Origin of the sequence: Corynebacterium intestinale (genome assembly GCF_023574125.1) — a bacterium.
In the GTDB taxonomy this organism is placed as follows: domain Bacteria; phylum Actinomycetota; class Actinomycetes; order Mycobacteriales; family Mycobacteriaceae; genus Corynebacterium; species Corynebacterium hesseae.
Window position 1 is genome coordinate 10,522 of record NZ_JAMKFF010000009.1, and the last position, 21,523, is coordinate 32,044.

At 65.5% G+C, this 21,523-nt stretch carries 21 protein-coding genes; 13 read left to right on the forward strand and 8 right to left on the reverse strand.

The features are described 5' to 3' along the window. Nucleotides 1-1,935: a ferrous iron transport protein B gene (gene feoB / locus M5J06_RS09825; RefSeq protein WP_250224554.1), complete on the forward strand. Its 1,935-nt coding sequence runs from the start codon at nucleotides 1-3 to the stop codon at nucleotides 1,933-1,935. Continuing rightward, nucleotides 1,935-2,195, forward strand: coding sequence for a FeoC-like transcriptional regulator (locus M5J06_RS09830; RefSeq protein ID WP_250224555.1), 261 nt, complete (start codon nucleotides 1,935-1,937; stop codon nucleotides 2,193-2,195). Before feoB ends, M5J06_RS09830 begins: the two co-directional genes overlap by 1 nt. Here M5J06_RS09830 and M5J06_RS09835 read toward each other — a convergent pair. Together M5J06_RS09835 and M5J06_RS09840 are read right to left on the reverse strand one after the other, a co-directional pair. Further along, on the reverse strand, nucleotides 2,176-3,576 hold the full coding sequence (locus M5J06_RS09835) for a PH domain-containing protein (protein WP_250224556.1): 1,401 nt from the start codon (nucleotides 3,574-3,576) through the stop codon (nucleotides 2,176-2,178). The two genes, M5J06_RS09830 and M5J06_RS09835, sit on opposite strands and share 20 nt — an antisense overlap. Next, nucleotides 3,573-4,022, reverse strand: coding sequence for a PH domain-containing protein (locus M5J06_RS09840; protein ID WP_250224557.1), 450 nt, complete (start codon nucleotides 4,020-4,022; stop codon nucleotides 3,573-3,575). Before M5J06_RS09840 ends, M5J06_RS09835 begins: the two co-directional genes overlap by 4 nt. Before the next feature lie 58 nt (nucleotides 4,023-4,080). Between M5J06_RS09840 and M5J06_RS09845 the strand changes: the two genes are divergently transcribed. Together M5J06_RS09845 and M5J06_RS09850 are read left to right on the forward strand one after the other, a co-directional pair. Further along, complete coding sequence (locus M5J06_RS09845) at nucleotides 4,081-4,341, forward strand: helix-turn-helix transcriptional regulator (RefSeq protein ID WP_070527976.1); 261 nt, start codon at nucleotides 4,081-4,083, stop codon at nucleotides 4,339-4,341. A gap of 7 nt (nucleotides 4,342-4,348) precedes the next feature. Continuing rightward, nucleotides 4,349-4,822 (forward strand): hypothetical protein, encoded by a 474-nt coding sequence (locus M5J06_RS09850; RefSeq protein WP_070521473.1) that lies wholly within the window; start codon nucleotides 4,349-4,351, stop codon nucleotides 4,820-4,822. Between the two features lie 5 nt (nucleotides 4,823-4,827). Here the strand turns inward: M5J06_RS09850 and M5J06_RS09855 are convergent, their stop codons facing one another. Continuing rightward, nucleotides 4,828-7,965: an error-prone DNA polymerase gene (locus tag M5J06_RS09855; protein ID WP_250224558.1), complete on the reverse strand. Its 3,138-nt coding sequence runs from the start codon at nucleotides 7,963-7,965 to the stop codon at nucleotides 4,828-4,830. Between the two features lie 164 nt (nucleotides 7,966-8,129). On the opposite strand from M5J06_RS09855, the gene M5J06_RS09860 reads away from it, so the two are divergent. From M5J06_RS09860 to M5J06_RS09875, 4 genes are all read left to right on the forward strand, one after another. Then, nucleotides 8,130-9,020: a MetQ/NlpA family ABC transporter substrate-binding protein gene (locus M5J06_RS09860; RefSeq protein ID WP_250224559.1), complete on the forward strand. Its 891-nt coding sequence runs from the start codon at nucleotides 8,130-8,132 to the stop codon at nucleotides 9,018-9,020. 35 nt (nucleotides 9,021-9,055) lie between these two features. Beyond that, entirely contained in the window at nucleotides 9,056-9,961 is a 906-nt protein-coding gene (locus M5J06_RS09865; RefSeq protein ID WP_250224560.1) for a MetQ/NlpA family ABC transporter substrate-binding protein, read from the forward strand. Between the two features lie 106 nt (nucleotides 9,962-10,067). Continuing rightward, entirely contained in the window at nucleotides 10,068-11,111 is a 1,044-nt protein-coding gene (locus M5J06_RS09870; protein WP_250224561.1) for a methionine ABC transporter ATP-binding protein, read from the forward strand. Further along, the gene (locus M5J06_RS09875) at nucleotides 11,108-11,788 is read left to right on the forward strand and encodes a methionine ABC transporter permease (RefSeq protein WP_070521487.1); all 681 of its coding nucleotides are present in this window, start codon (nucleotides 11,108-11,110) and stop codon (nucleotides 11,786-11,788) included. Before M5J06_RS09870 ends, M5J06_RS09875 begins: the two co-directional genes overlap by 4 nt. A 16-nt stretch (nucleotides 11,789-11,804) precedes the next feature. Here M5J06_RS09875 and M5J06_RS09880 read toward each other — a convergent pair whose 3' ends face one another. Then, nucleotides 11,805-12,689, reverse strand: a complete 885-nt coding sequence (locus M5J06_RS09880; RefSeq protein ID WP_250224562.1) for a ferredoxin family protein — start codon at nucleotides 12,687-12,689, stop codon at nucleotides 11,805-11,807. A gap of 98 nt (nucleotides 12,690-12,787) precedes the next feature. On the opposite strand from M5J06_RS09880, the gene M5J06_RS09885 reads away from it, so the two are divergent. Continuing rightward, entirely contained in the window at nucleotides 12,788-13,441 is a 654-nt protein-coding gene (locus M5J06_RS09885) for an AMIN-like domain-containing (lipo)protein (RefSeq protein ID WP_154762119.1), read from the forward strand. Nucleotides 13,442-13,446: 5 nt separating this feature from the next. Here M5J06_RS09885 and M5J06_RS09890 read toward each other — a convergent pair whose 3' ends face one another. Together M5J06_RS09890 and imuA' are read right to left on the reverse strand one after the other, a co-directional pair. Continuing rightward, nucleotides 13,447-14,991 (reverse strand): DNA polymerase Y family protein, encoded by a 1,545-nt coding sequence (locus tag M5J06_RS09890; protein ID WP_250224563.1) that lies wholly within the window; start codon nucleotides 14,989-14,991, stop codon nucleotides 13,447-13,449. Further along, entirely contained in the window at nucleotides 14,988-15,671 is a 684-nt protein-coding gene (gene imuA', locus M5J06_RS09895) for a DnaE2-dependent mutagenesis accessory factor ImuA' (RefSeq protein WP_250224564.1), read from the reverse strand. Before imuA' ends, M5J06_RS09890 begins: the two co-directional genes overlap by 4 nt. Before the next feature lie 59 nt (nucleotides 15,672-15,730). Between imuA' and M5J06_RS09900 the strand changes: the two genes are divergently transcribed. Beyond that, on the forward strand, nucleotides 15,731-16,141 hold the full coding sequence (locus M5J06_RS09900) for a hypothetical protein (RefSeq protein ID WP_144268709.1): 411 nt from the start codon (nucleotides 15,731-15,733) through the stop codon (nucleotides 16,139-16,141). Between the two features lie 121 nt (nucleotides 16,142-16,262). Here the strand turns inward: M5J06_RS09900 and M5J06_RS09905 are convergent, their stop codons facing one another. Both M5J06_RS09905 and M5J06_RS09910 read right to left on the reverse strand, forming a co-directional pair. Further along, on the reverse strand, nucleotides 16,263-16,916 hold the full coding sequence (locus tag M5J06_RS09905; protein WP_250224565.1) for a response regulator: 654 nt from the start codon (nucleotides 16,914-16,916) through the stop codon (nucleotides 16,263-16,265). 2 nt (nucleotides 16,917-16,918) lie between these two features. Next, nucleotides 16,919-18,067, reverse strand: a complete 1,149-nt coding sequence (locus tag M5J06_RS09910; RefSeq protein ID WP_250224608.1) for an ATP-binding protein — start codon at nucleotides 18,065-18,067, stop codon at nucleotides 16,919-16,921. A gap of 113 nt (nucleotides 18,068-18,180) precedes the next feature. Here M5J06_RS09910 and M5J06_RS09915 point away from each other — a divergent pair, with 113 nt between their 5' ends. Genes M5J06_RS09915 through M5J06_RS09925 form a run of 3 tightly spaced genes read left to right on the forward strand, consistent with a single transcriptional unit; the run spans nucleotide 18,181 to nucleotide 21,458 of the window. Then, on the forward strand, nucleotides 18,181-19,233 hold the full coding sequence (locus M5J06_RS09915; RefSeq protein ID WP_154762117.1) for a PspC domain-containing protein: 1,053 nt from the start codon (nucleotides 18,181-18,183) through the stop codon (nucleotides 19,231-19,233). Between the two features lie 11 nt (nucleotides 19,234-19,244). Next, complete coding sequence (locus M5J06_RS09920; protein WP_250224566.1) at nucleotides 19,245-20,309, forward strand: threonine aldolase family protein; 1,065 nt, start codon at nucleotides 19,245-19,247, stop codon at nucleotides 20,307-20,309. 33 nt (nucleotides 20,310-20,342) lie between these two features. Beyond that, nucleotides 20,343-21,458 carry an HNH endonuclease signature motif containing protein gene (locus M5J06_RS09925; RefSeq protein ID WP_250224567.1) on the forward strand — a complete coding sequence of 372 codons (1,116 nt, stop codon included), beginning with the start codon at nucleotides 20,343-20,345 and terminating at the stop codon, nucleotides 21,456-21,458. The last annotated feature ends 65 nt before the right edge of the window (nucleotides 21,459-21,523 follow it).

Sequence of the window (21,523 nt, forward strand, 5' to 3'; positions counted from 1 at the left end):
ATGGCCACCACGAAACCCAGCTGTCACGGCGATCCGGGCGGCGCGGTAGCTCCTGCCGGAGCACCCATCATCGCGCTCGTCGGCTCCCCGAATTCCGGCAAGTCCACGCTCTTTAATGCTCTGACCGGCGCGAAGGCGCAGACCGGCAATTGGCCGGGAACCACCGTTGAGGTCAGCCGCGGTGCGTGGAAGCTGAGTGAATCCACCGCCGATCTCATCGACTTCCCCGGCACCTACTCGCTCGATCCGCTCAGCCCCGATGAGGCGCTCACCCGCGCCATGCTCATCGATTGCCCCGATGATGAGCGCCCCGACGCCGTCGTCGTGGTCGTCGATGCCAGCGCCGTCGCGCGCGGCCTCAACGTGGCCCTCCAGTTGGCGGAGCAGCCCTACCGCCTCATCATCGCGCTGACGAAGACCGACGTGGCCCTCAACCAGGGGCAAACGGTGGACCCCGTTGCGCTCGCTGAGGCCACCTCCATCCCGGTGGTGGAGGTTGATGGGCGTAAGCGGGAGGGCGTCGAGAAGCTGCGAGAGGTTGTTGTAGATTCTCTGGCGGCTGAGCCCGTGCAACTGCGCGAAGACACCGGCCTGGAGGGCCGCTTTGCGGAGCTGGATGCGGCGGCGAAGGCCTCGGTGAGCGAGGTCGAGCACGCCACGCCCCTCTCCCACCGCCTCGATGCGGTAGCCCTTCACCCGGTCGTGGGGCCACTGCTGTTCTTGGCCGTGATGTGGCTGGTCTTCCAGATCACCACCACGGTGGCCGCTCCCCTCCAGGATGGCCTGGAGGCGTTGGTCTCCGGCCCCTTGAGCGATTGGGCGCGGGCGGGGCTTGAGGCCATCGGCTTAGGTCACCCCCTCGTTACGGGCTTGCTTGTCGACGGCCTCATCGGTGGCGTCGGCATGGTCCTCACCTTTGCCCCGCTCATGGCGCTGATGTTTTTGTGTTTGGCGGTGCTGGAGGATTCCGGCTACATGGCGCGCGCGGCGGTGGTGACCGACCGCCTTATGCGGGCCATCGGCCTGCCGGGCAAGGCCTTCATCCCCATCGTGGTGGGCTTTGGCTGTAACGTGCCGGCGATCTCGGCCACGCGCGTGCTGGGAAGCCCGCGGCATCGCATTATGACGGCGCTGCTCATCCCGTTTACCTCGTGCTCGGCGCGCTTGGTGGTCTTCGTCATGCTCTCGGCCACGTTCTTCCCGGAGCACGCCGGCAGCGTGGTGTTCATCATGTACGTCATTTCCATCGCGCTGCTCGTGCTGGTGGGTTTGGCGCTGCGCAAGACGCTGTGGCGCGCGGTGCCTGAGGAAGCGCTGGTTATTGACTTGCCGACGTACCAGCTGCCCACCGTGCGCCTGGCGCTGAGCGTGATGTGGACGCGTTTGAAGGGCTTCCTGCAGACCGCCGGCGGCATCATCGTGACCACCGTGGTCGTGGTGTGGCTGCTCATGGCCATCCCGGTTGGGGCCGCGGTGCACGAGACCACCTTGGGCGAGCCACCAGCGCCGGAGGATTCCACCTATGGCGCGGTCTCGCGCACCATTGCCCCGGCCTTTGCCGCGGCTGGCTTCGACTCGTGGTCCCTGGCGGGCCCGCTGGTCACTGGTTTCGTGGCCAAGGAGGCGCTGATTTCGACGTGGGCACAGACCTATGCCGTCGACGACGTCACCGACGCCTCCGCGGAGGAACAATCCCACAGCGCGCTCAGTGACCATGTGCGTCAAGATTTCGACCGCGCCTCCGGTGGCCATCCCCTCGCCGCGGTGTGGGCCTACATGCTCTTCCTGCTGGCCTACACCCCTTGCGTGGCCACGATTGCCGCGCAGCGCCGCGAGATTGGCTGGCGCTGGACGCTCTTCGGTTTCGGCATTCAGCTGGCCACCGCGTGGGTGCTGGCAGTGAGCGCCTTCCAGATTCTGAGGGTGTTTATCTAGTGCCTGCCTCGCCCATTCACGCCGTGCAGCAAGCCATCGAATCCGGAGTGCGCTCGCGCGTAGCCATCGCGGCCCAGACCGGGCTGGAGCCCGGCACGGTGGACCTCATCCTGGACCACCTCACCGCCAGCGGGGTTCTCGATATGGAACCGCTCGGCTCCTGCCCCGCGGGCGGATGCGGGTCTTGTTCGACGGCCTCGGCGTGTGCCGGCCCCAGCAGCACCCGCGGACCGGTGCTGCTTAAGCTTCGTCGCCGCTAGGGGCTGGCGCCGACTCGAGGGCGGGAAGGCGGCGGGAGCGCAAGCGGGTGAGGAGTTCGGAGGCGTCGGCAGGCGTGAGGTCCTGGCCGGCCATCTTGACTGGGCCCGCCACAAGGTCGAAGCGCACGGTGCGCACACCCGCGAGGTGCCCCAACGGCCCCACCTTCAGCGTGAGCTCCTGGATGTGCGGGGTACCAATCACCATGACGCGGCGGTTGATGCGGCCGCGGTGCACGATGGTCACCGGCTGAGGCGATTCCACCAGCGTCACCGACTGCTGCTTACGGTCGACGGGACTGACCCAGGTGGCCCGGCGCGGGGAGGTATAGGTGGGCTGGGTGTGCCCTTCAGGGCGTGCGAAATCCTCAATCTGCGCACGGTCCAGATCTGAGATGAGCTCTAAAAGCTCCAGCGCCTGCTCCCGGGTGCCCACCGGCAGGATGCGCGTGGAACCAGACTGCTTGCCGCCGCCCTTCGCGCCATACCCGGCCACCGAGACGTGCACCTCGTACCAGCCGAAGCGCCTCCACAGGAAAGGCTGGCTCACCCGCACGCCGTGGATGCGGCTAATGCGGATGGTTTGGCGGCGGCGGTCGGCAAGACCGTAGGAGACGTTGAGGGCGTTGGCGGGGGCGTCGTGAAGCGCGGTGAACGTCCACGAGGAATCCACCAGACTCCACACCCGCCCCACGAAGCCCACGATGATAGGCAGCAGCGCGGTCCACATCCCGGGGAGGAAGAGCAGGCCGCCGATGACGAGTGCGGTAACCAACGTGGGCAGGCGCAAAGCCTCAGCGGCAATCGTGCGCAGGATGGGAATCTCCGGGATCAAGGCGGCGGGGGTTTCCGGCGCTGGCTCACTGGCAGGCCCCTTATTTGTGCGCCGCAGCAGCTCCGCGCGCAGCTCTTCTGCTTTCGCCTTGGACAGGTACTCGATTTTGATGACGGAGGAGGTGCCGCCCGCGGTCTCCACACGGACTGCGGCCAAGCCCAATAGGCGTGCGATGATGGATTCCACGACATCCACCGCCTGGATGCGCTCGTAGCGCGCGGAACGGAAGGACGTTGAGATGACGCCGTGGCGCAGCGCGATTTCATCCTCGGTGAGCTTGTAGCCCAGCTTGCGCCACCAAATTCCGGAGACGAGCCAAATCACCGTGCACACCAGCACGAAGGCACCGATGCCCAGCAGGGTGCCGCGGCCGACCTCGCCCAAGTGCCCGCCCTGCACGTAGGACAGGACGTCCGACACCATGGAGGCGTTGACGTTCACCGCGAGAACGGCCACCAGCGCCAGAATCAGCGACCAAAAACGCAACAGCGGGGTAAGGCGGTGGACGCGGGTGTAGCCGTCGGCGTCGATAAGCGCGCGGTCCTTCACAGCCCGCTCATCCTCTCGCGGGCCTTGACGGCGAGGCGCTCGCGCAGGGCGTCGGCGTCGGCAGCAAGGAGGCCGGGGATGGTGGCGTCGCTGCTGGGCGACGCCGTGTGCAGCTTCACCTTTTTCAGCCCCATCGCCCGCTCGACGGGGCCGGCGGTGACGTCGACGAACTGGATGCGGCCGTAGGGCACGACGGTGAAGGTGTGCCAGATTTTTCCGCGAGTGACCAGTAATTCATCGGCGGTTTCCTGCCAGCCCAGGTTTTTCACCTGCGCGGGGATGAGCCAGAGTTCATAAAGCGCCCACACGAGAAACGCTCCGGCGACCCAATAGAGCCAATCCCACCAGAAATATGCCGCCACGGCCGCTAGGGCGGCGAGGATAATGTCCCAGCTCAAATTCGTGATGTAGCGGGCTTTCGTGAGTGACGGGGATACGGGGTTCATGCCAACACACTAACACGAACCCTTGACAAGTTGTTGGGTTTATACAACACTGTGGTGCATGTCCCCAAAGAAAAAGCCAACCCGCCCACTATTTAACCGGGTCCGCGTGCTCCGCGCTGAACGGGACATGACGCGCGCACAGCTTGCCGCCGCCATCGGGGTCAACCCCCAAACCATCGGCGCCCTCGAGCGCGGCGACCACTCCCCAAGCCTGGATCTCGCCTTCAATATCTGCGAGGTCTTTGACTTACCCGTGGAAGCCGTGTTCTCCCGGACCGAATTCACTCCCATGTCCTCCGAAATCTACCGAAAGGACTAACTCGCTCATGTCCGCCGTCACCATTCCCGATTCCGTTAAGACCCGCAAGCGCTACATCACCCTGGCCGATCTCTCCTCCTGCCTCATCATCCTGTCCCTCCCCCTGCAGTTCTGGGACTCCTTTACCTCACTCATGGTGGCCTGCCTCGGAACGCTGCTCACCGCGCTGCTGACCGCCCGCCTGCGCGGAGCGATAGGTGCCGCAGACCTGCCCACGACGGAGCTCGATGAGTACCAAATGCAGCAGCACGTCGAAGCCCGCGACGACGGCCTCAAGTTCTCCCTCGCAGCACTCGTCATCTTGCTGCCAGTGACTGGCCTTATCGCCTGGGGTGCCCGAACCATGCCCATCATGGACGGCGTGTTCGTGTCCCAGCTCTACCTCAAGATCATCCTGCTGCTCATGGTGTGGGTGCCATTCTCGGTGGCCCGTTCCCTGGCGGGAAAGATGAACCGCGACGAGCTCATCTCAAAGGAATAAACCTCTTAGCGGAAATCCCGCGAGCCGCGCGAAAGGGCCTCGCCGAAGGCCAGCGGCTCCAGCTGGTCCGCGGCAACGGTGACCGCCCCGGAGGCATTCTGCACGATGCCGCGCACGATGAGCGCGGGCGCCGTCCGAGCCGTCACCTTATCCCGAGCCCACAGGCCGGGCGTAACCATCACGTTCATCAGCCCGGTCTCATCCTCTAGGCCGAAGAAGACCACACCGGCCGCGGTCTGTGGTCGCTGGCGGTGCGTGACCACCCCGGCGATGCGCACGCGGGTGCCATCCTCCACGCCCGGCAAATCCGCCGCCGATAGGATGCCGCGGGCCTGCAATTCCCCACGAACCTGCTCCATCGGTTGCTGGTCGTGGGTCACGCCGGTGCTGGCCACGTCCGCCGCCATGAGCTCGAAAGCGCTCATGCCCGGCAAGGACGGCGCCTCAATCGCAGACAGCCCCGGCAGCATCCCCGCCCGTTCCGTTGCGGCCACGCCCGCCTGCCACAATGCCTGGCGGCGGTCCGCCCCAAAGACATCCAAGGCCCCCGCCACCGCGAGGGCCTCCACGTGATCGACGGTGAGGTCGGCGCGGCGGGAGAGATCGGGGACGTCGACAAACGGCGCGGCCGCTTCAATTCGGTCGGCGGCCTTGTTCCCTAATCCCTTGATGAGGCTAAGCCCCAGGCGGATGCGCGCTTGACCGTCCGCGCCCACCACCACGCGCGCCTCGCGGCCCGACTCGTTGACGCTGACCGGCAGCACCTCCACGCCGTGGCGGCGGGCGTCCTGAATAAGCGACTGCGGCGAGTAGAAACCCATCGGCTGCGCGCGCAACAGGCCCACACAAAACTGCGCCGGGTAATAGCGCTTAAACCACGCCGAAAAGTACACCAAGGAGGCAAAAGACTGCGAGTGCGACTCCGGAAAGCCGTACGCGGCGAAGGCCACAATCTTGGCCCACAACTTGTCCGCCACTTCCCCGACGATCCCGTTGGTCTCCTCCAAGCCCTCATAAAAGCGCTGCTTGAGCGCCGCCATCTTGGCCGGCGAGCGCTTCGAACCCATCGCGCGCCGCAAGTCATCCGCCTCCGCGCCGCTGAACCCGGCGGCATCGACCGCAATCTGCATGAGCTGCTCCTGAAAAAGCGGAATCCCCAGCGTCTTGCCCAGGGACTTCTCCAGCACCGGGTGGTCATAGGTCACCGGCTCCTTGCCATCGCGGCGGCGCAGGTAGGGGTGCACCGACCCGCCCTGAATGGGACCCGGGCGGATGAGCGCGACCTCCACCACGAGGTCGAAGAAGACCCGCGGCTTGAGCCTCGGCAGCGTGCTCAGCTGCGCGCGCGATTCCACCTGGAACACGCCCACCGCATCCGCGCGGCAGAGCATGTCATAGACTTCCGGGTCAGCCAGGTCCAGCTCCCACAGGTTGACCACCCTGCCGGTGCTTTCCTCCACCAAGTCCATCATGTGATGCAGGGCTTCGAGCATGCCCAGGCCCAGCAGGTCGAACTTCACCAGCCCGGCCGCGGCACAATCATCCTTATCCCACTGCAGCACCGAGCGGTTTTCCATGCGCGCCCATTCCACGGGCACGACATCCGCAATTGGCCGGTCGCACAGCACCATGCCGCCGGAGTGAATGCCCAGGTGGCGCGGCTGCCCTATAAACTGCTCGGCCAAGGATTCAACGTCCGAAGGCGCGGGCGCGATCCCCTTCGACCAGGCATCGGCCGAACCCTGCGGGTAGCCCAACGCGCGGGCGGCATCCCGCAGCGCGCCTTTGCGGCGGTACGTAATCACGTTGGCCACCTGCGCGGCGCGCTCGCGGCCGTGCTTGGCATAGACGTACTGAATGACCTCCTCGCGCCGCCCCGATTCAATATCGATGTCAATATCCGGCGGGCCATCGCGGTCCGGGGAGAGGAAGCGCTCAAAGAGCAAGCCCGCGGAAATCGGCTCCGCGTTCGTAATCCCCAGCGCGAAACACACCGCCGAATTCGCCGCCGACCCGCGCCCCTGGCACAGAATGTTTTCCCGTTTACAAAAATCCACCAGATCACACACGATGAGGAAGTAGCCAGGAAAGCCCAGCTGCTTGACCACGCCCAATTCATAGCGCATCTGCTTCCGCGCCCTGCGCCGAATCTCCTCGGGGCGCGTGGCATAGCGAACTGCCGCGCGCTCGAAGGTGAGATGCTCCAGCCAGGACATCTCAGTGTGGCCTTCCGGCACGTCGAAGTCAGGCAGGTTCGGAGCCAGCGCCTCCCAGGTAAAGCTACATTCTTCGAGGACGCGGACGGTTTCCGCAATGAGCTCGGGGCGCTCAGGCAGCAGGCGCGCCATCTGCTCCCCGGAGCGCAGCCAGGACGAGCCCATGGGGTGGGAGTTGGGGGAGGCGTCGGCAAGCGCGAGGCGTCTGGACAGGGCTTGCTTGGCCCCGGCCAACCGCGCGCGATCCCGCGTGGCGGCAGCCGGGTGGGCGGTAGCGATAGCGCGCGGAACCGGCAAGGAATCCAGCAGTAGGTGGTGGTCGGCATCCTCCGGGAGCTGGGTACAGACATACTCCAGAACCATGCTGTCTATTTTTATTCCATCGACCAGAAGATCGAAATGCTCCGCCCACTCCCAGCCCACCAGAAAGAGGCACTCATCCTGCAACTGCACCCCAATCTCCGCCAGGGGAGGATAGGACACGATCCCCTTCTCCCCCGCCTCCATATGAGCGCGAGAGATGAGGCGAGACAACCGCCGATAGCCCTCCGGTGTGCGTGCCAGGACGGTCAGCGGGGCCGGGTCGAGGCTAAGCTCCGCACCAAAGACAGCGGGCAGACCCACCTTGGCAGCGGCCTCCGCAAACTTCATAAGACCATAGAATCCATCCCGATCTACCAGCGCAATCCCCTGCAGTCCCAGCTCGACGGCGCGCGCCACGAGCTCCTCCGGCTCGGAGGCGCCATGCAGGAAGCTATAGGAACTTACCGCGTGCAGCTCCGCGAAAGGCACGGAAGAATGCCCCACTTTCGGCGCGTCCGTGGCCTGCGGCAGATGGTCCACCGAGACCGGGACGGGCCCCGGGCGGCCAGAGAGGATCCTCTCCACCCGGGACCACGGCAGCGCCTTACCCCCATTGAACCTCATATCCCCACACATTAGATTCGAACATAGGTTCCCGTCAAGGTTGTCGTTGAACAATCCTTTGAATAGACAAAGCGGTTCAATCGTTGCTAGTTTTTCCTGCAGTGCAAACTCCTGCGGTGACACGACTTGCCGCACAAACCAAGAAGGGACACTAGGAACCCACCATGAGCATCCGTCGCGTACTTGCCGCCACCTCGGCAGCCGTCATCGCCGCAACCAGCCTGGTTGCTTGCTCCTCAGACTCCGCTGAGTCCGAGAACTCCGGTGAGGCCATTACCAAGGACTCCACCATCACCATCGGCACCACCGACGCCAACATGGAAGAGTGGGCCGTATTCCAGGACCTGGCCAAGGAGGCCGGCTTCGACGTCAAGCTGGAAAACTTCGCCGACTACAACACCCCGAACCAGGCTCTGGACCAAGGCAAGCTGACGACCAACAAGTTCCAGCACCTGAAGTTCCTGGCTGAATACAACAAGGGCAACGGCACCGACCTCGTCCCGCTGGCAGCTACCGAGATCTACCCGCTGGCCATCTACTGGAAGGACCACAAGGACCTCGGTGACGTCGAGGGCCAGGAAGTCGCCATCCCGAACGACTCCACCAACCAGGGCCGCGCCATCGGCCTGCTGGTCCAGGAAGGCCTGGTCACCCTCAAGGAGGGCAGCCCGCTGACCCCGACCCCGCTGGACATCGATGAGAAGAAGTCCAAGGTCAAGGTCACCCCGGTGGACGCCGCCCAGACCCCGGCCGCCTACGGTGAGGGCAAGCCTGCCGTTATCAACAACTCCTTCCTCGAGCGCGCCGGCATTGACCCGCAGTCTGCCGTTGCTCAGGATGACCCGGACTCCACCGAGGCCGAGCCTTACATCAACGTCTGGGCCGTGCGTGCCGACGACGCCGATAACGAAACCCTCCACGAGCTGGCCAAGCTGTGGAAGGACCAGAAGGTCACCGACGCGGTCCTGAAGTCCTCCGGCGACACCGCCGTGGCCGTGGACCGCTCCCAGGAGGAGCTCCAGGAGATTCTGGACCGCCTCGAGGAGCAGGTTTAAGCAGCCTTCACTGACTAACTAGCAAAGGACGAATCATGCGCATCCGCCGTCTCGTAGCAGCCGCTGTAGCTAGCCTCGCTGCCGCTACCAGCTTGGTCGCCTGCTCGTCTGCAAGCTCCGATTTCGCCGCTGGTACCGCCGAGGATCCCATCATCATCGGCACCACCGACGCCGAGCTTCCGGAGTGGGGCGTGCTCAAAGAACTCGCTGCTCAAGAAGGCATCGAGATCGAGATGAAGAGCTTTACCGACTACGCCACCCCCAACCAGTCATTGGCTGAGGGGAGCACGGACACCAACAAGTTCCAACACTTAAAGTTCCTCGCCGAGTACAACGTGGGCAACGGCACGAACCTTGTCCCGGTTGCGTCCACGCAGGTCTACCCCATGCCTCTGTTCTGGAAGGGCCACGACAGCATCGACGGCATCGAGGGGCAGGACATCGCCATTCCGAATGACGCCACGAACCAGGGCCGCGCCATCAACCTGCTGGCAGCCAACGGTTTGCTGAAGCTCAAGGAAGAGGGCAAGCTCACCCCGGATCCCGCCGATATCGATGAGTCCGCTTCCAAGGTGACCATCACCCCGGTCGATGCTTCCCAGACCCCGTCCGCCTTCGGCGAGGGCAAGCCCGCCATCATCACCAACTCCTTCTTCAAGCGTGCGGGTATCAACCCGGCCGACGCCGTGCTTTACGACGACCCGGAAAACCCCAACGCCGACCCGAAGATCCTGTTCGACCCCTACGTCAACGTGTGGGCTGTGCAGGAAAAGGACAAGGACAATGAGAAGGTCAAGAAGCTAGCTGAACTCTACCTCTCTGATGAGGTGAAGGCCGCGGTGCAAGACACCACGGGTGGCACCACCATCTTCGTGGACAAGCCCCAGGCAGAACTCCAAGAGATACTGGACCGCCTAGAAGAGGAAGCCTCCTCTAGCTAAGCGAATCTCCCTCACCCCCGCGCTCACGCTCGTTTGCGTGACCCGGGGGATTTTGCCCGTTACTCCCTGCTTATTCACTACACGGACACGTACAAAGGAAAACCACGTGACTGAACACACTGGCGCCCACCAGGGCACCCGGATTGAATTCCGCAACATCACCAAAGTCTTTAAAAACAAGAAAACCACCACCACCGCACTCGATAATGTCTCCCTGACCGTCGAGCCCGGCGAGATCATCGGCATCATCGGCTTCTCCGGCGCGGGCAAATCCACGCTGGTGCGCATGATCAACGGCCTGGATAAGCCAACCTCGGGGCAGCTGCTTCTCGACGGCACCGATGTCGTCCCCCTGCCCGAGTCCAAGCTGCGCGGCATCCGCCGCAACATCGGCATGATCTTCCAGCAGTTCAACCTCATGTCCTCCCGCACCGCGGCGGGCAACGTTGAGTACCCATTGAAGCTGCAGGGCGTCGAGAAGCAAGAGCGTAAGCAGCGCGTCCAAGAACTGCTGGAGTTCGTCGGCCTGGCAGACAAGGGCGATAACTACCCGGAGCAGCTCTCCGGCGGCCAGAAGCAGCGTGTCGGCATCGCCCGCGCCCTAGCTAATAACCCTTCCCTGCTGCTGGCGGATGAAGCCACCTCAGCGCTCGACCCCACCACCACCCATGAGGTTCTTGACCTTCTGCGCAAGGTCAACCGCGATTTCGGCATCACCATCGTGGTCATTACCCACGAGATGGACGTCGTGCGCTCCATCGCAGACAAGGTCGCCGTCATGGAAGGCGGCCACGTTATTGAGTCCGGCAGCGTCTATGAGGTCTTCTCCAATCCCCGAACCAAGGTGGCGGAGAAATTCGTAGCGACGTCCCTGCGTAACACCCCGGACGTCGTCGAGGCCGATGACCTCTTGGCCCACGAGGGCCGCCTGTTCACCATCAACCTGACAGAGAAGTCCGGCTTCTTCGATGCCGCGGGCAAGCTCGCGGACGAGGGTGTGTCCATCGCCGTGGTCCACGGCGGTATCACCACCTTGCAGAAGCACTCCTTTGGCAAGATCACCGTCCGCCTCAACGGACCGGACGCAGCCATCGAAGACTTCTACGCACACATGCAACGCACCACCGAAATTGAGGAGATCCAACGATGAACGTCACCTACCTCGCGCAGGCTAATTGGGACCGACTGGGCAGTACGCTTGTCGACGCCATCAAGGACACCCTCATCATGGTCGCCACGACCCTGGTGCTTGCGGGCATCATCGGCCTCGTGCTGGGCATCCTGCTCTACACCACGCGCCCGGGCGGCATCCTGCAGAACAAGCCCATCCACTTCGTCATCAACATTCTGGTGAACTTCATTCGCCCGATCCCGTTCATCATCCTGCTGGCCTTTGTCCAGCCGCTGACGGTGGCGGTGCTGGGAAGCTCCATCGGCCGTGAACCGGCCACGTTCGTCATGGTCATTGCGGCTACCTTCGCAGTGGCGCGCATCGTGGAGCAGAACCTCGTGGCGCTGGATCCGGGTGTGATCGAGGCGGCCCGCGCGATGGGCGCTTCGCCGTGGAAGATCATCACCACGGTCATCATTCCGGAAGCGCTGGGCCCGCTGGTGCTGGGCTACACCTTCCTGTTCATCGGCATCGTCGACATGTCCGCGATGGCGGGCTACGTCGGCGGCGGTGGCTTGGGTGACTTCGCCATCGTCTACGGTTACCGCGCCTTCGAGTGGGAGGTCACCGTGGTGGCTACCCTCATCATCATCGTGCTGGTGCAGGCAGCGCAGTTCTTCGGCAACTGGCTTTCGGCCAAGATTATGCGCCGCTAACCACGCCAACCCCTATCTATACGCTGCGCTTTTCGACGCGACGCGCGACGTAGATTCGAGAGGTCTTCGGTTTGTCTCCGCAGGAGGAGACAACGCCGGAGGCCTCTTTTTCTTCCAGCTCCACGTCCCATGCGCGGCCGTCGCGGTGTCGCACAACGACGCCATTTCTCGCGGCGGGGGTTTCCGCTGCGGTGTCTTCCGCCGCGTCGACGCTAAGGTCGCCGTAGTGGAGGGGCTCGGAGGCGTCGAGAAGCTGGCGTGCCACCGCAAGCTCCGCCACCTGACCCCGGGGCGTGGTGAGGCCGGAACCGCGGTTGGCAGGGTAGAAATACTCTCCGTGCAGCGCCTTGCCCACGAGCTCGCGGCCGGCCTCCACGTTGAGGCGTCCAAAGGAATAGCCCCACGGCATCAGCAGCACCGACGGCGCGAAACGGTGGCCTTTGGTGTGGGAGGTTTCCCACACGGTCTCCTCAAATTCACACGCCAGGGAGGCAGCCAGCGGGCGCCCCTTGATGGCGCAGCAGGCATCGCGCTTGGCGTGGGTGCACACGAGCACCAGCGGCAGGCACGTGCCGGTGGGGTGCTCAAGATCCAGGTCAAGAATGTCCTCTGGGCCGTTCAGGGTGTAATCCTGCACCAGCCCCTCGCGCGCCCACACAACGAAACAACGGAAGTGCCCCGTCCCCCGCTCATGCCCGGCGCGCCCCGGGCGGCGAATGAGCTGCAGGCCCGCCACGCCCTTGAGCTTGGCCTTGAGCTTTTCGGTGAGGCCTGGGCCAAAGGTGTGGCCGTCAAGCACGTCGCGCGACCACGCCGTGGGCCACTCGAAAAGGACGTACACAGATTCTTGTTTAGCGGTACCAGCCAGGGGCTCGACCTGGACGTCGGAGCAGAAGGTCATGGCGCCATCTTAACTGGCATCACTTGCTTCACAACAATGTGGTTACGATGCTTAGCTCGATGCATATAATTCCCCGAAGTGCCACTACGCTCGAAGTTATGCCGAAACACAATCTCTTGCGCACAGCCGCCCCAGTGGCCGCACTCGTTGTCTCGGGTGCGCTCGTGCTTCAGGGATGCGCTCCTTCTTCCTCCCCGGATGGTAGTACCGGCGACCCCACGAAGACTCTCGACGCCACCCTGTCCGGCGCCTCCACTTCCACCGCTACCGTCACTCCCACTGCGCCCTCCCCCGCCGCACCGGCTGGGCTGACCCCGCTGGGCGACGCCAACATGGAGATGAAAACCCTCCGCCCACCGGCCCCCTCGGAGCTGGTGGTGACCGATGTCCGCGTGGGGAAGCACGAGGGATTTGACCGCGTGGTCTTCGAGTTTGTCGGGGATGGTTCGCCGGGCTGGTTCATCGATTACACCGATTCCCCCGCCCAGCAAGGATCCGGCAACCCGATTGCTTATGAAGGCTCCACCGCGCTCGACGTCAGCATCGACGGCACCGCCTACCCCTTCCAGCTCAACATGGAAGACCCGAATATCGGCACCGTAAATGGCGCCGGCGGCCTAGTTACCCAGGTGGTCAGCGGCGGTACCTTCGAGGCTCGCTCGCAGTTCGTTATCGGGCTTAACGAACGCCACCCGTATTCGGTGCAGGTGCTCAGGGCGCCGACGCGCCTGGTCATCGACATCTTGAACTAAGCCGTTCAGGCATAGGTTGCCTCCACCGACCAGCGCCCGCCTGCCCACACGAGGAGCCAGGCGCGCTGGCCTTTGTCGTTTTCCCCGACGACTTGCAGGCGCGCGCAGCGTTGCGCCGCACCCGCCTCCCACCACCCGGTATCCACGGGCCACGGGCCGGCCCACCCAGTCACCCGGTAGCGGTGCTGGCCCCACCCCAGGCCTGCTGGCTCCCCGGAAAGGAGGGCCTCGGCGGTGACGATGATGTCCTTCGAGGAGACGTCGATAAGCCGAATCCTCGCAGCCGGGTGCGCCAGGCTCGCCGGAAGCGGCGCCGGGATGCGCCCCGGCCACGTGCCCTCCGGCTGCGGGTCGCGCTGCTCGCCATAAGGGACGTACTCGATGCGCTCGGCCACCCCGCGCCCGGCCGCCGGGCGGGGCTGCAGCACGCGGTCCACCCCCAGCTGGGATTGCACGCGCGCGATGACACGCTTGGCCTGCTCGGTGGATTCATCCGCGCCCCACAAAAGCCCGTCCCCCGGCGGGGCGACCTCCACCGGTTCCAACGCCAGCTTGGCGATGCCCCCTCCCTCACCCGGCGCACTCCCCGCCCGCGCAGCACTCAACCAGCCGTCGAGCTGCCAGCGCACGCGGTCCGCCGTGGCGGCCTCGCTGAGCGCTTCCTGGGTACGCCAAATCCGCTCCAGGCGCTCACCGCCCTCAAACTCCGCGGCAACGCGCAGGCGCAGGCACACCACGCACGCTTCCTCGAGAGCCGCGTGGAGGCGAGCCGCCAGCTGACGCGCGGCGAAGGCCGCGGCATCCACGCGCTCCAAGGGCTCCTCGAAGCCCTGCTCCACGCCCAGGTCAGGGCGCGCGAGTTCCGGCGCCACGCGCCGATCCGGTGCGGCCGCGGCCACCGCGTGGCACCGCCGCCCGGCCTCGCCGAAACGGGTGGTGACTTGGCGCAGCGGCAGGCTCGCCAGCTCCCCTAAGGTGCGCACACCCAGCTGCTCTAAAGAATGAACCACGTCCGCCGCACAGCCCAGCGCCACTTCCGCCGCCAGCACACCCACCGGCTGCTGAGCCAGAAAGTCGCGCGACCCTCCTACCGGCACCACCGCGCCCAGGTTGCGGTGGCGGGCGGCAATCAGCGCGGTGGCAATCTCGTCCGCGACTCCGACGGTGGCGTCGAGGTGGGATCTGGAGGTGGCGTCGACAAGCATCTCCACCGCCTTCGCCTCACTGCCGTGGAAACGTCCGGCCGCGCCCGCGTCCACGATGACCAGCCCAGGGCGCAGCACCTCCACCGACGAAGCCACCGCATCCAGGCCCGCGGCAATCTCCGCGAACACCACCCCATCCCGGTCCGGGTTTGCCTCCTCCACGCGCAGCTCCGGCAGAACGGCCTGGGCTTGGCGCACGCGCATCCCACGGCGCACCCCCGCCCGGCGCGCCGCCGCGTTGCACACCGCCACGCGGTGCTGGGCGGCGATGACACACGCCGCCCTCTCGGCATCCTGCAGCGCCTGGATGGGCCAATCCGGGAACCACAGCGCCGCGACCCTCACACTGCCTCCAAGTGCGGGCGCGTGTCTGGTCGCTGCCCGCACGTGAGCACTCCACGCCGCGGGCGCATGCTTGCCGACGCCACCCGCACCCCTATATCAACCCCCCGAATCCGCCCGCTGCCCCGGCCCAGGCCATGCACCGCAACGACCTCCGCACCGATCTCCACGGCCGTGCCCGGCAGCCGGGTCCCCACGGTGAGCAGGGCCGCCTGCCCTGCCCGCACCTTCGCCAGCACGGGGCGCGCCCGGGTGGGGCTCAGCGCACCTGTCCCCTTGTGCACGACGAGGTCCAGCCCCTCACACAGCACGCTAGTTACCGCCCAGGGCTCCGCGCCCGGGTCGGGCACCGTGATGACCCGGGAGACATCACCATCCTCGGCCACTTGTGCGAGTGAGAGATCGGGCCAGCCCACCACCCCGACGTGTCCGCCCGCCGCGCTAACATGGGATATCAGCTCCACCACGAGCGCGGCACATTCCGCGCAGGCGGTTGCCCGCTTACGCGGCAGACCACCGCCCGGGAGCAGCTCAGATAACTTTTCAGGGACGCCAAGAAGTTCCGCGTCCGGCTGCACCTGCACCGAATCATCCGGGGTTTCCAGGCGTTGAATCTGGGCGCGTAGAACCGCAATCTGGTCGGCCCGTGAGCCGCCCGCTACGCGAACACCTGTTTGATTCATGGCTCCTATTATGAACCTCTCCCCGGACACGCGCAATTGCGCTGGTAGCGTTAGGCGCCATGAATCCCCTCCGCGCGCACACCACCCCAATCCCCACTCCGCCGTGGGTACGCCTCGGCGCCTCGCTGCTGGCTGGTACCGCCGTGGCGGCAGGTACCAGCCGCATCCACTTCGGGCTCGCCATGGGGCTCAGCCTGCTCCTCCTCATCGCCGCCTGCGCGCTCGTATTCCTGCACCCCTACCGCGCGGACCTGCGCGATTATGCCCAGCGCCACAACGTCACCATGCTGCCCAACGCCGCGCAGCTTATTCCCCTCATGGTGCTGTGGTTGATGGTTATGCTCTCCCCGCTCCTCGCACTACCTGCCTGGGGCAGCGCGCTGGTGTGGGCGCTCGTCGCGGGCGCGGCCTTCCTGCTCTTTCCCCACGTCGACGGCTCCCGCAAGCTCGCCTACGCACCCCCTGCCTAAACCCAACCCGCCTATGCCGGACTAACTGTGTGAGCGGCGACCACCTCCACCGGCCCCGATCCTGGTTTGTGCGGGGGCTGTCTGAGCCAGCGCCTTTGCCAACCCGCCAAGGCCAGGCTGTCTAGGCCAGGTCGCGCGAGGTGGCCCAGCGCGTGAGCTGGTGGCGGTTGGACTGCTGGGTCTTGCGCAAAATATTGGAGGCGTGCGTCTCCACCGTTTTCACTGAAATGAACAGCTGCTTGCCAATCTCGCGGTACGTATAGCCGCGCGCGAGCAGCCTCAAGACCTCCAGCTCGCGGCGCGTCAGCGCATCCACCGCCGGGTCTTGCCCCTCCTCCGGCTCCGGTGCGGGCGAGCCGGAGGCAAAAGCGTCAAGGACAAAGCCTGCCAGGCGCGGCGAGAAATACGCATCCCCGCTGTTGACCTGCAGGACCGCGCGCGCCAAATCCGGGCCGGAAATATTCTTCGTTACGTACCCGCGCGCACCCGCCCGAATCAGCGCAATCACATCCTCCGCCGCATCCGACACGCTCAGCGCCAAAAACACCGGTCTCGACGGCTGGCTAGCCGTCGCATTAATAACGGCGAGGCCGCCACCGTCGGGCATGTGGACATCAAGAAGCACCACGTCCGGCGAAGTACGCGCAATGCCCTCCAGCGCCTCCGCAACAGTGCCAGCATCGCCCACAATCTCAATCTCCGGGGCCGCCGCCAACTCGGCGCGCACGCCCGCGCGGAAGACGGAGTGATCATCAACCAAAAAGACCTTCACCATGCTCATAACGCTACCGCCAGCTCCACCTCGGTGCCCTCCCCCGGGGTCGAGGAAATCCGCACGCGCCCACCAGTTCCCTCTACGCGCGCGCGAATACTGTCACGAATCCCGTGCCTATCAGCGGGAATAGCATCCACGTCGAAACCCACCCCGCGATCACGCACAAAGATACTCAGCTCGCCCGCCAACAACTCCGCGTAGACATCCACCGCGTCCACGCCCGCGTGCTTGCCGGCATTGACCATAGCCTCGCGCGCCGCCTGAATAAGCAACTTCGCGGACTCCGTCAGCTCCGCATCCTCACCCACCGTCACAGCGGATACCCGCATGTCGAAGAGGTCTTCCACCTCCCCGCACGCCGCTTCGAGGGCTCCGAAGCAGGTGGTGGGGGCGGCGGAGGGGGCGTCGAAAAGCCAGGCGCGCAGCTCGCGTTCTTGGGCGCGCGCCAAACGCGTCACCTCACGCGAATCCCCCGCCCGCTTCTGAATCAGCGCCAGCGTCTGCAGTACCGAATCGTGCAGGCGGGCGGCAATCTCGGCGCGCTCCTCCGAGACCGCCTTGGCCGCCTGCTCCTGCGACAGCGAACGCCAGAGCTTCAGCACCAGCGGCACCACCAACGCACCAAAGCCCACCAGCGTCAGCGCCGTGGCCAGGATCGCCGAACCCGATCCGCTCTCCCACGTCACCGCCGCCACCACGACACCACCGATGACCAGGACAGCACCGGCCGCCACGGCAACCAGGCCCACCGGCGTGTTCAGCCCGCGGTCATACGCCAACCACGCCAGCACCGCGCCGACGGCCACCACCGCCAACGGCACCGCCACGCTTAGCGACGCCCCCGAAACCCCCAACACACCCACCGCACTACCCGCCAGCGCCAGGAACACCAGCACGAGGGAGAGGGGGCTGCGGCGGGTGGAGGGGGCGTCGTCAAGCGCGGGCGTGAAGATCCACAGCCCGGCATAGGCCATCGCCCCCACCCCACCCAGCAGGGTCAACGCGGTCAAGGCGATGCGCGCGGAGAGCGCCGAAACCCCCAGATTCTGTGCCAACCCCGCTGCCACGCCGGCCACCACGCGGCCAGATTGGGGGCGTGACATCACGGGATAAGGCGCCGCGTTCTCGGCGGGGACATAGGGCGAAGTCATACTAGACATAGTCCCACGCACCACCCCTCCGGCACATCGGGGACAACCCTGAGGTCTAAAAATCAGGGCGATTACCGATACCGCCGCGAAGCCCCGCGCGGCACCATAAAAGTATGACGAAGAACAGCACTTTCAACCAGATGTGGACAACCCGCCCCGTCCGCCTTCCCAAGAAGCAGGGTGGCGACGCCCAGCTCGCCGGTGTCTGCGAAGGCATCGCGGTGCGCTACCAGCTCGATCCGACGATTGTGCGCGTGGCCTTCGTGGTCGCAGCACTCGCTTTCGGCGGGGGCATCGCCGCCTACCTCGCCGCGTGGGCGCTCATGCCGCGCTACGGCTCGCCCTACTGCCCGCTCGATGCGGCCTTGGGCAAGGATGGCGTCAAGGAGGAGCAAGAGCTCGGTTGGATCCTAATTGTCGGCGTCCTTCTGACGTTTAGCTCCGGCCCACTGTTCCTCAGCGGGCAATTCCTCGCCGGCCTTCCGCCCGCTACGCTGACCTTCGGCCTGCTGGCGCTGGCCTGGTACGCCCTTCACCAACGCGAGCCGCTACCGCCTAGCGGACTGCTGGCCGCCGAACAGCCGGTGCGCGAGGAACCTGTCAACCTCAATTCTTATACCCCGGCGGGCGGCCACCCCTTCCCGCCCGGCCGCAGGACCCCACCGTCCTGGGATCCGCTCGGCGTGGTTCCCGATGCCTGGGACCTGCCGGAGCCGGGCCCGCGGGAGGAACCGAAAAAGAAGCGCGGTTCGCAGTGGGTTGAGGGCGCGATTGCGCTCGGTGCCGTAGGCGCCGCCCTGACGATTGCCTTCCTTGGAGTCACCTTCGTCTCCGAGGCCGACGAGTCCGGCTTCAGCGCCCGCTTCAACGTCGGTGAGCAAGACATCGCGCCCACCCATGAAGATGAACTCGAGGACTACTACGACCTGGGCATCGGCGAATCGACGGTGGACTTCAGCCAGCTCCACGACCTCACAACCAAGCACGACGTCACCGTCGACGCCGGCATCGGCGCCGTCGAGGTCATCCTCCCGAAGGACATCCCCGTCGCGCTGACCTGTGATGACGGCCTGGGAGAGAGCAACTGCACCGAACGCCAAGACCCTGACGCGCTGCTGAACATTCACATCGACGCAGGCATCGGCGAAGTCACGGTCACCGGCTAAACTGGCCCACCATGATTCACTTCGGCAACGACTACCATCGCTCCGCCCACCCCCGCGTCCTCGAAGCCATTGCGGAGGCGGATGGGGCTTATGCCGGCTATGGCGCCGACGAGCTCTGTGCCACGGCCGCTGAGCGCATCCGCACTGCCTGCCAAGCGCCGAACGCTGAGGTGCATTTCATGGTCGGTGGCACGCAGGCCAACGCCACCATCATCGCCCACCGCCTGCGCCCCTGGGAGGGCGTTATCGCGGCGGATAGCGGGCACATCGCCACCCACGAGACGGGCGCCATCGAGCACACCGGGCACAAGGTCATCACGCTGCCGAACCAGCTGGGAAAGATCACCGCCGCGCAGGTTCGCGCGTGCATGGAGGAATACCGCGCCTCCGGGGTGGAGGAACACATGCCGGAGCCCGCACTGGTCTACATCACACAGCCTACCGAGTTCGGCACCGCCTACTCCCGCGCCGAACTCGTGGCCCTGCGCGAGGTCTGCGACGAGTACGAGTTGGGCCTGTTTGTCGACGGCGCCCGCCTCGGCTATGGCCTCTCCGCTTCGGATATCACCCTGCCGGACCTTGCCGCGCTTGTCGACGTCTTCACCATCGGCGGCACCAAATGCGGCGCCCTCTTCGGCGAAGCCATCGTCTTCCCCGCGGGTGCGCCGCGCTTTCGCAATGCGATGAAGCAAAACGGCGGCCTGCTGGCCAAAGGTTGGCTGCTGGGCGCGCAATTCGCCTCCCTCTTCAGCGCCCCCGCTCCTGAATCCGCCGATGCGCTCCCCGGCACGGCTGCAACGACCCTTTACGAGCAGATCTGCGCCCGCGCCAATGCCCAAGCCCAGCGCATCGCCGAGGCATTCCGCACCACAGGCATCGACATGCTCTTCGACTCCCCCACCAACCAGCAATTCGCGCTGTTGACACGCGAACAGGAAGAGAAGCTCTCGCAGGACTTCGTGTGCCAGTTCTTCGAAGAACACGAAGGCCTGCGCGTGGTGCGTTTTTGTACGGCGTGGTCGACGGAAGAGGGGGACGTCGATAAGCTCTGCGCTGCGATTTCTGCGCTCAAGTAGCAAGGTTGCCCAACCTGGTTTAGGCTGTGAGCTATGCAACTGGGGGGTTACATTCAAGCACTAGCGCGCGGGCTCGACGTGGTCGAGCAATGCGCCGGTGTCACGCGCGCGCAGCTAATTGAGATGGGTGCGCGGCCGGATTTCGCGGAGAAGCTCCTGGGGCTGCACGCGGTGTATTTCGGGGACACGATGTTCCGCTCCCGGCAGCGCAAAGCGCGCCGCACGGGCCACGACGTGTTCACGCTCCTCGATATCGAGCGCTACTGTTCCAAGCTCAAGGCCCGCAAGGCGTGGGAGTTGCGCCAACTGCTGGCTGCCACCCCGCGGGAGAAAATCCCCATGGTGGCGAAGGCCAAGCTCAAAGAGTGGCGCCCGCCGAAGGACCCTGCCCCAGGCGTGCGGGTGACGCGGCGCGCGGGCCGCAACCACACGCTGAGTATTACGGATTCCTCGCTCAACATCTCGAAGCTGCTGGCCGTGCTGAAGACCACCGACAAGGACTTGCTCACCGCGGCGCATACCGTGTTCCGCGGCGGGGGCGGTTCGGGCCAGAAGCTGCAGTCCAACGTCATCGTGCGCTTGGATGAGCTGGACCGCATCGTGGATGGCGATGGTGAGGAGATTGAGCTGCAGCTGACCAATGGGGCCACGATGACGGGCGCGGAGTTCGTGCGCGAAAAGCTTGCCGACGTCGGCCTCATCACCCTCGTCCACCCCCACCACGGCCCCGTGAACCTCTACATGGCGAGCCGCTTTGCCAACACCAAGCAGCGCCTCGCGCTGTCTGCAGAGCACCCGACGTGCGCCTGGCCCGGGTGCAACGCGCCTGCCGACGACTCCCAGATCCACCACCTCACCCGCTTTCAAGATGGCGGGCCGACGAACATGGCCAATATGGTGCCGCTGTGCGCGTATCACAACGCGGTCAATGACGATGACCCGGAAAAGCCCACCGGCCGCGGGCACCTCGACCGCATTGATGGCCGCGTGCACTACCTGCCGCCGTGGGCCGGCCCGCCGATTCCCATCGAAAGCCCGGCCCACCCGCCTGCTCGCGCATCCTCAGATCCGCCGACATCCGGCCCGCCCGCCCCACGTTCCACGCCGCGTGCGGCACCAGGCTCTGCCCCCCGGCGCGCCGCCGCATAACTCCGGCGAACCTCCGGATCCGCCACCGAGTTCATCCCACCTGTAGAGCTTCGCCCTAATCACAC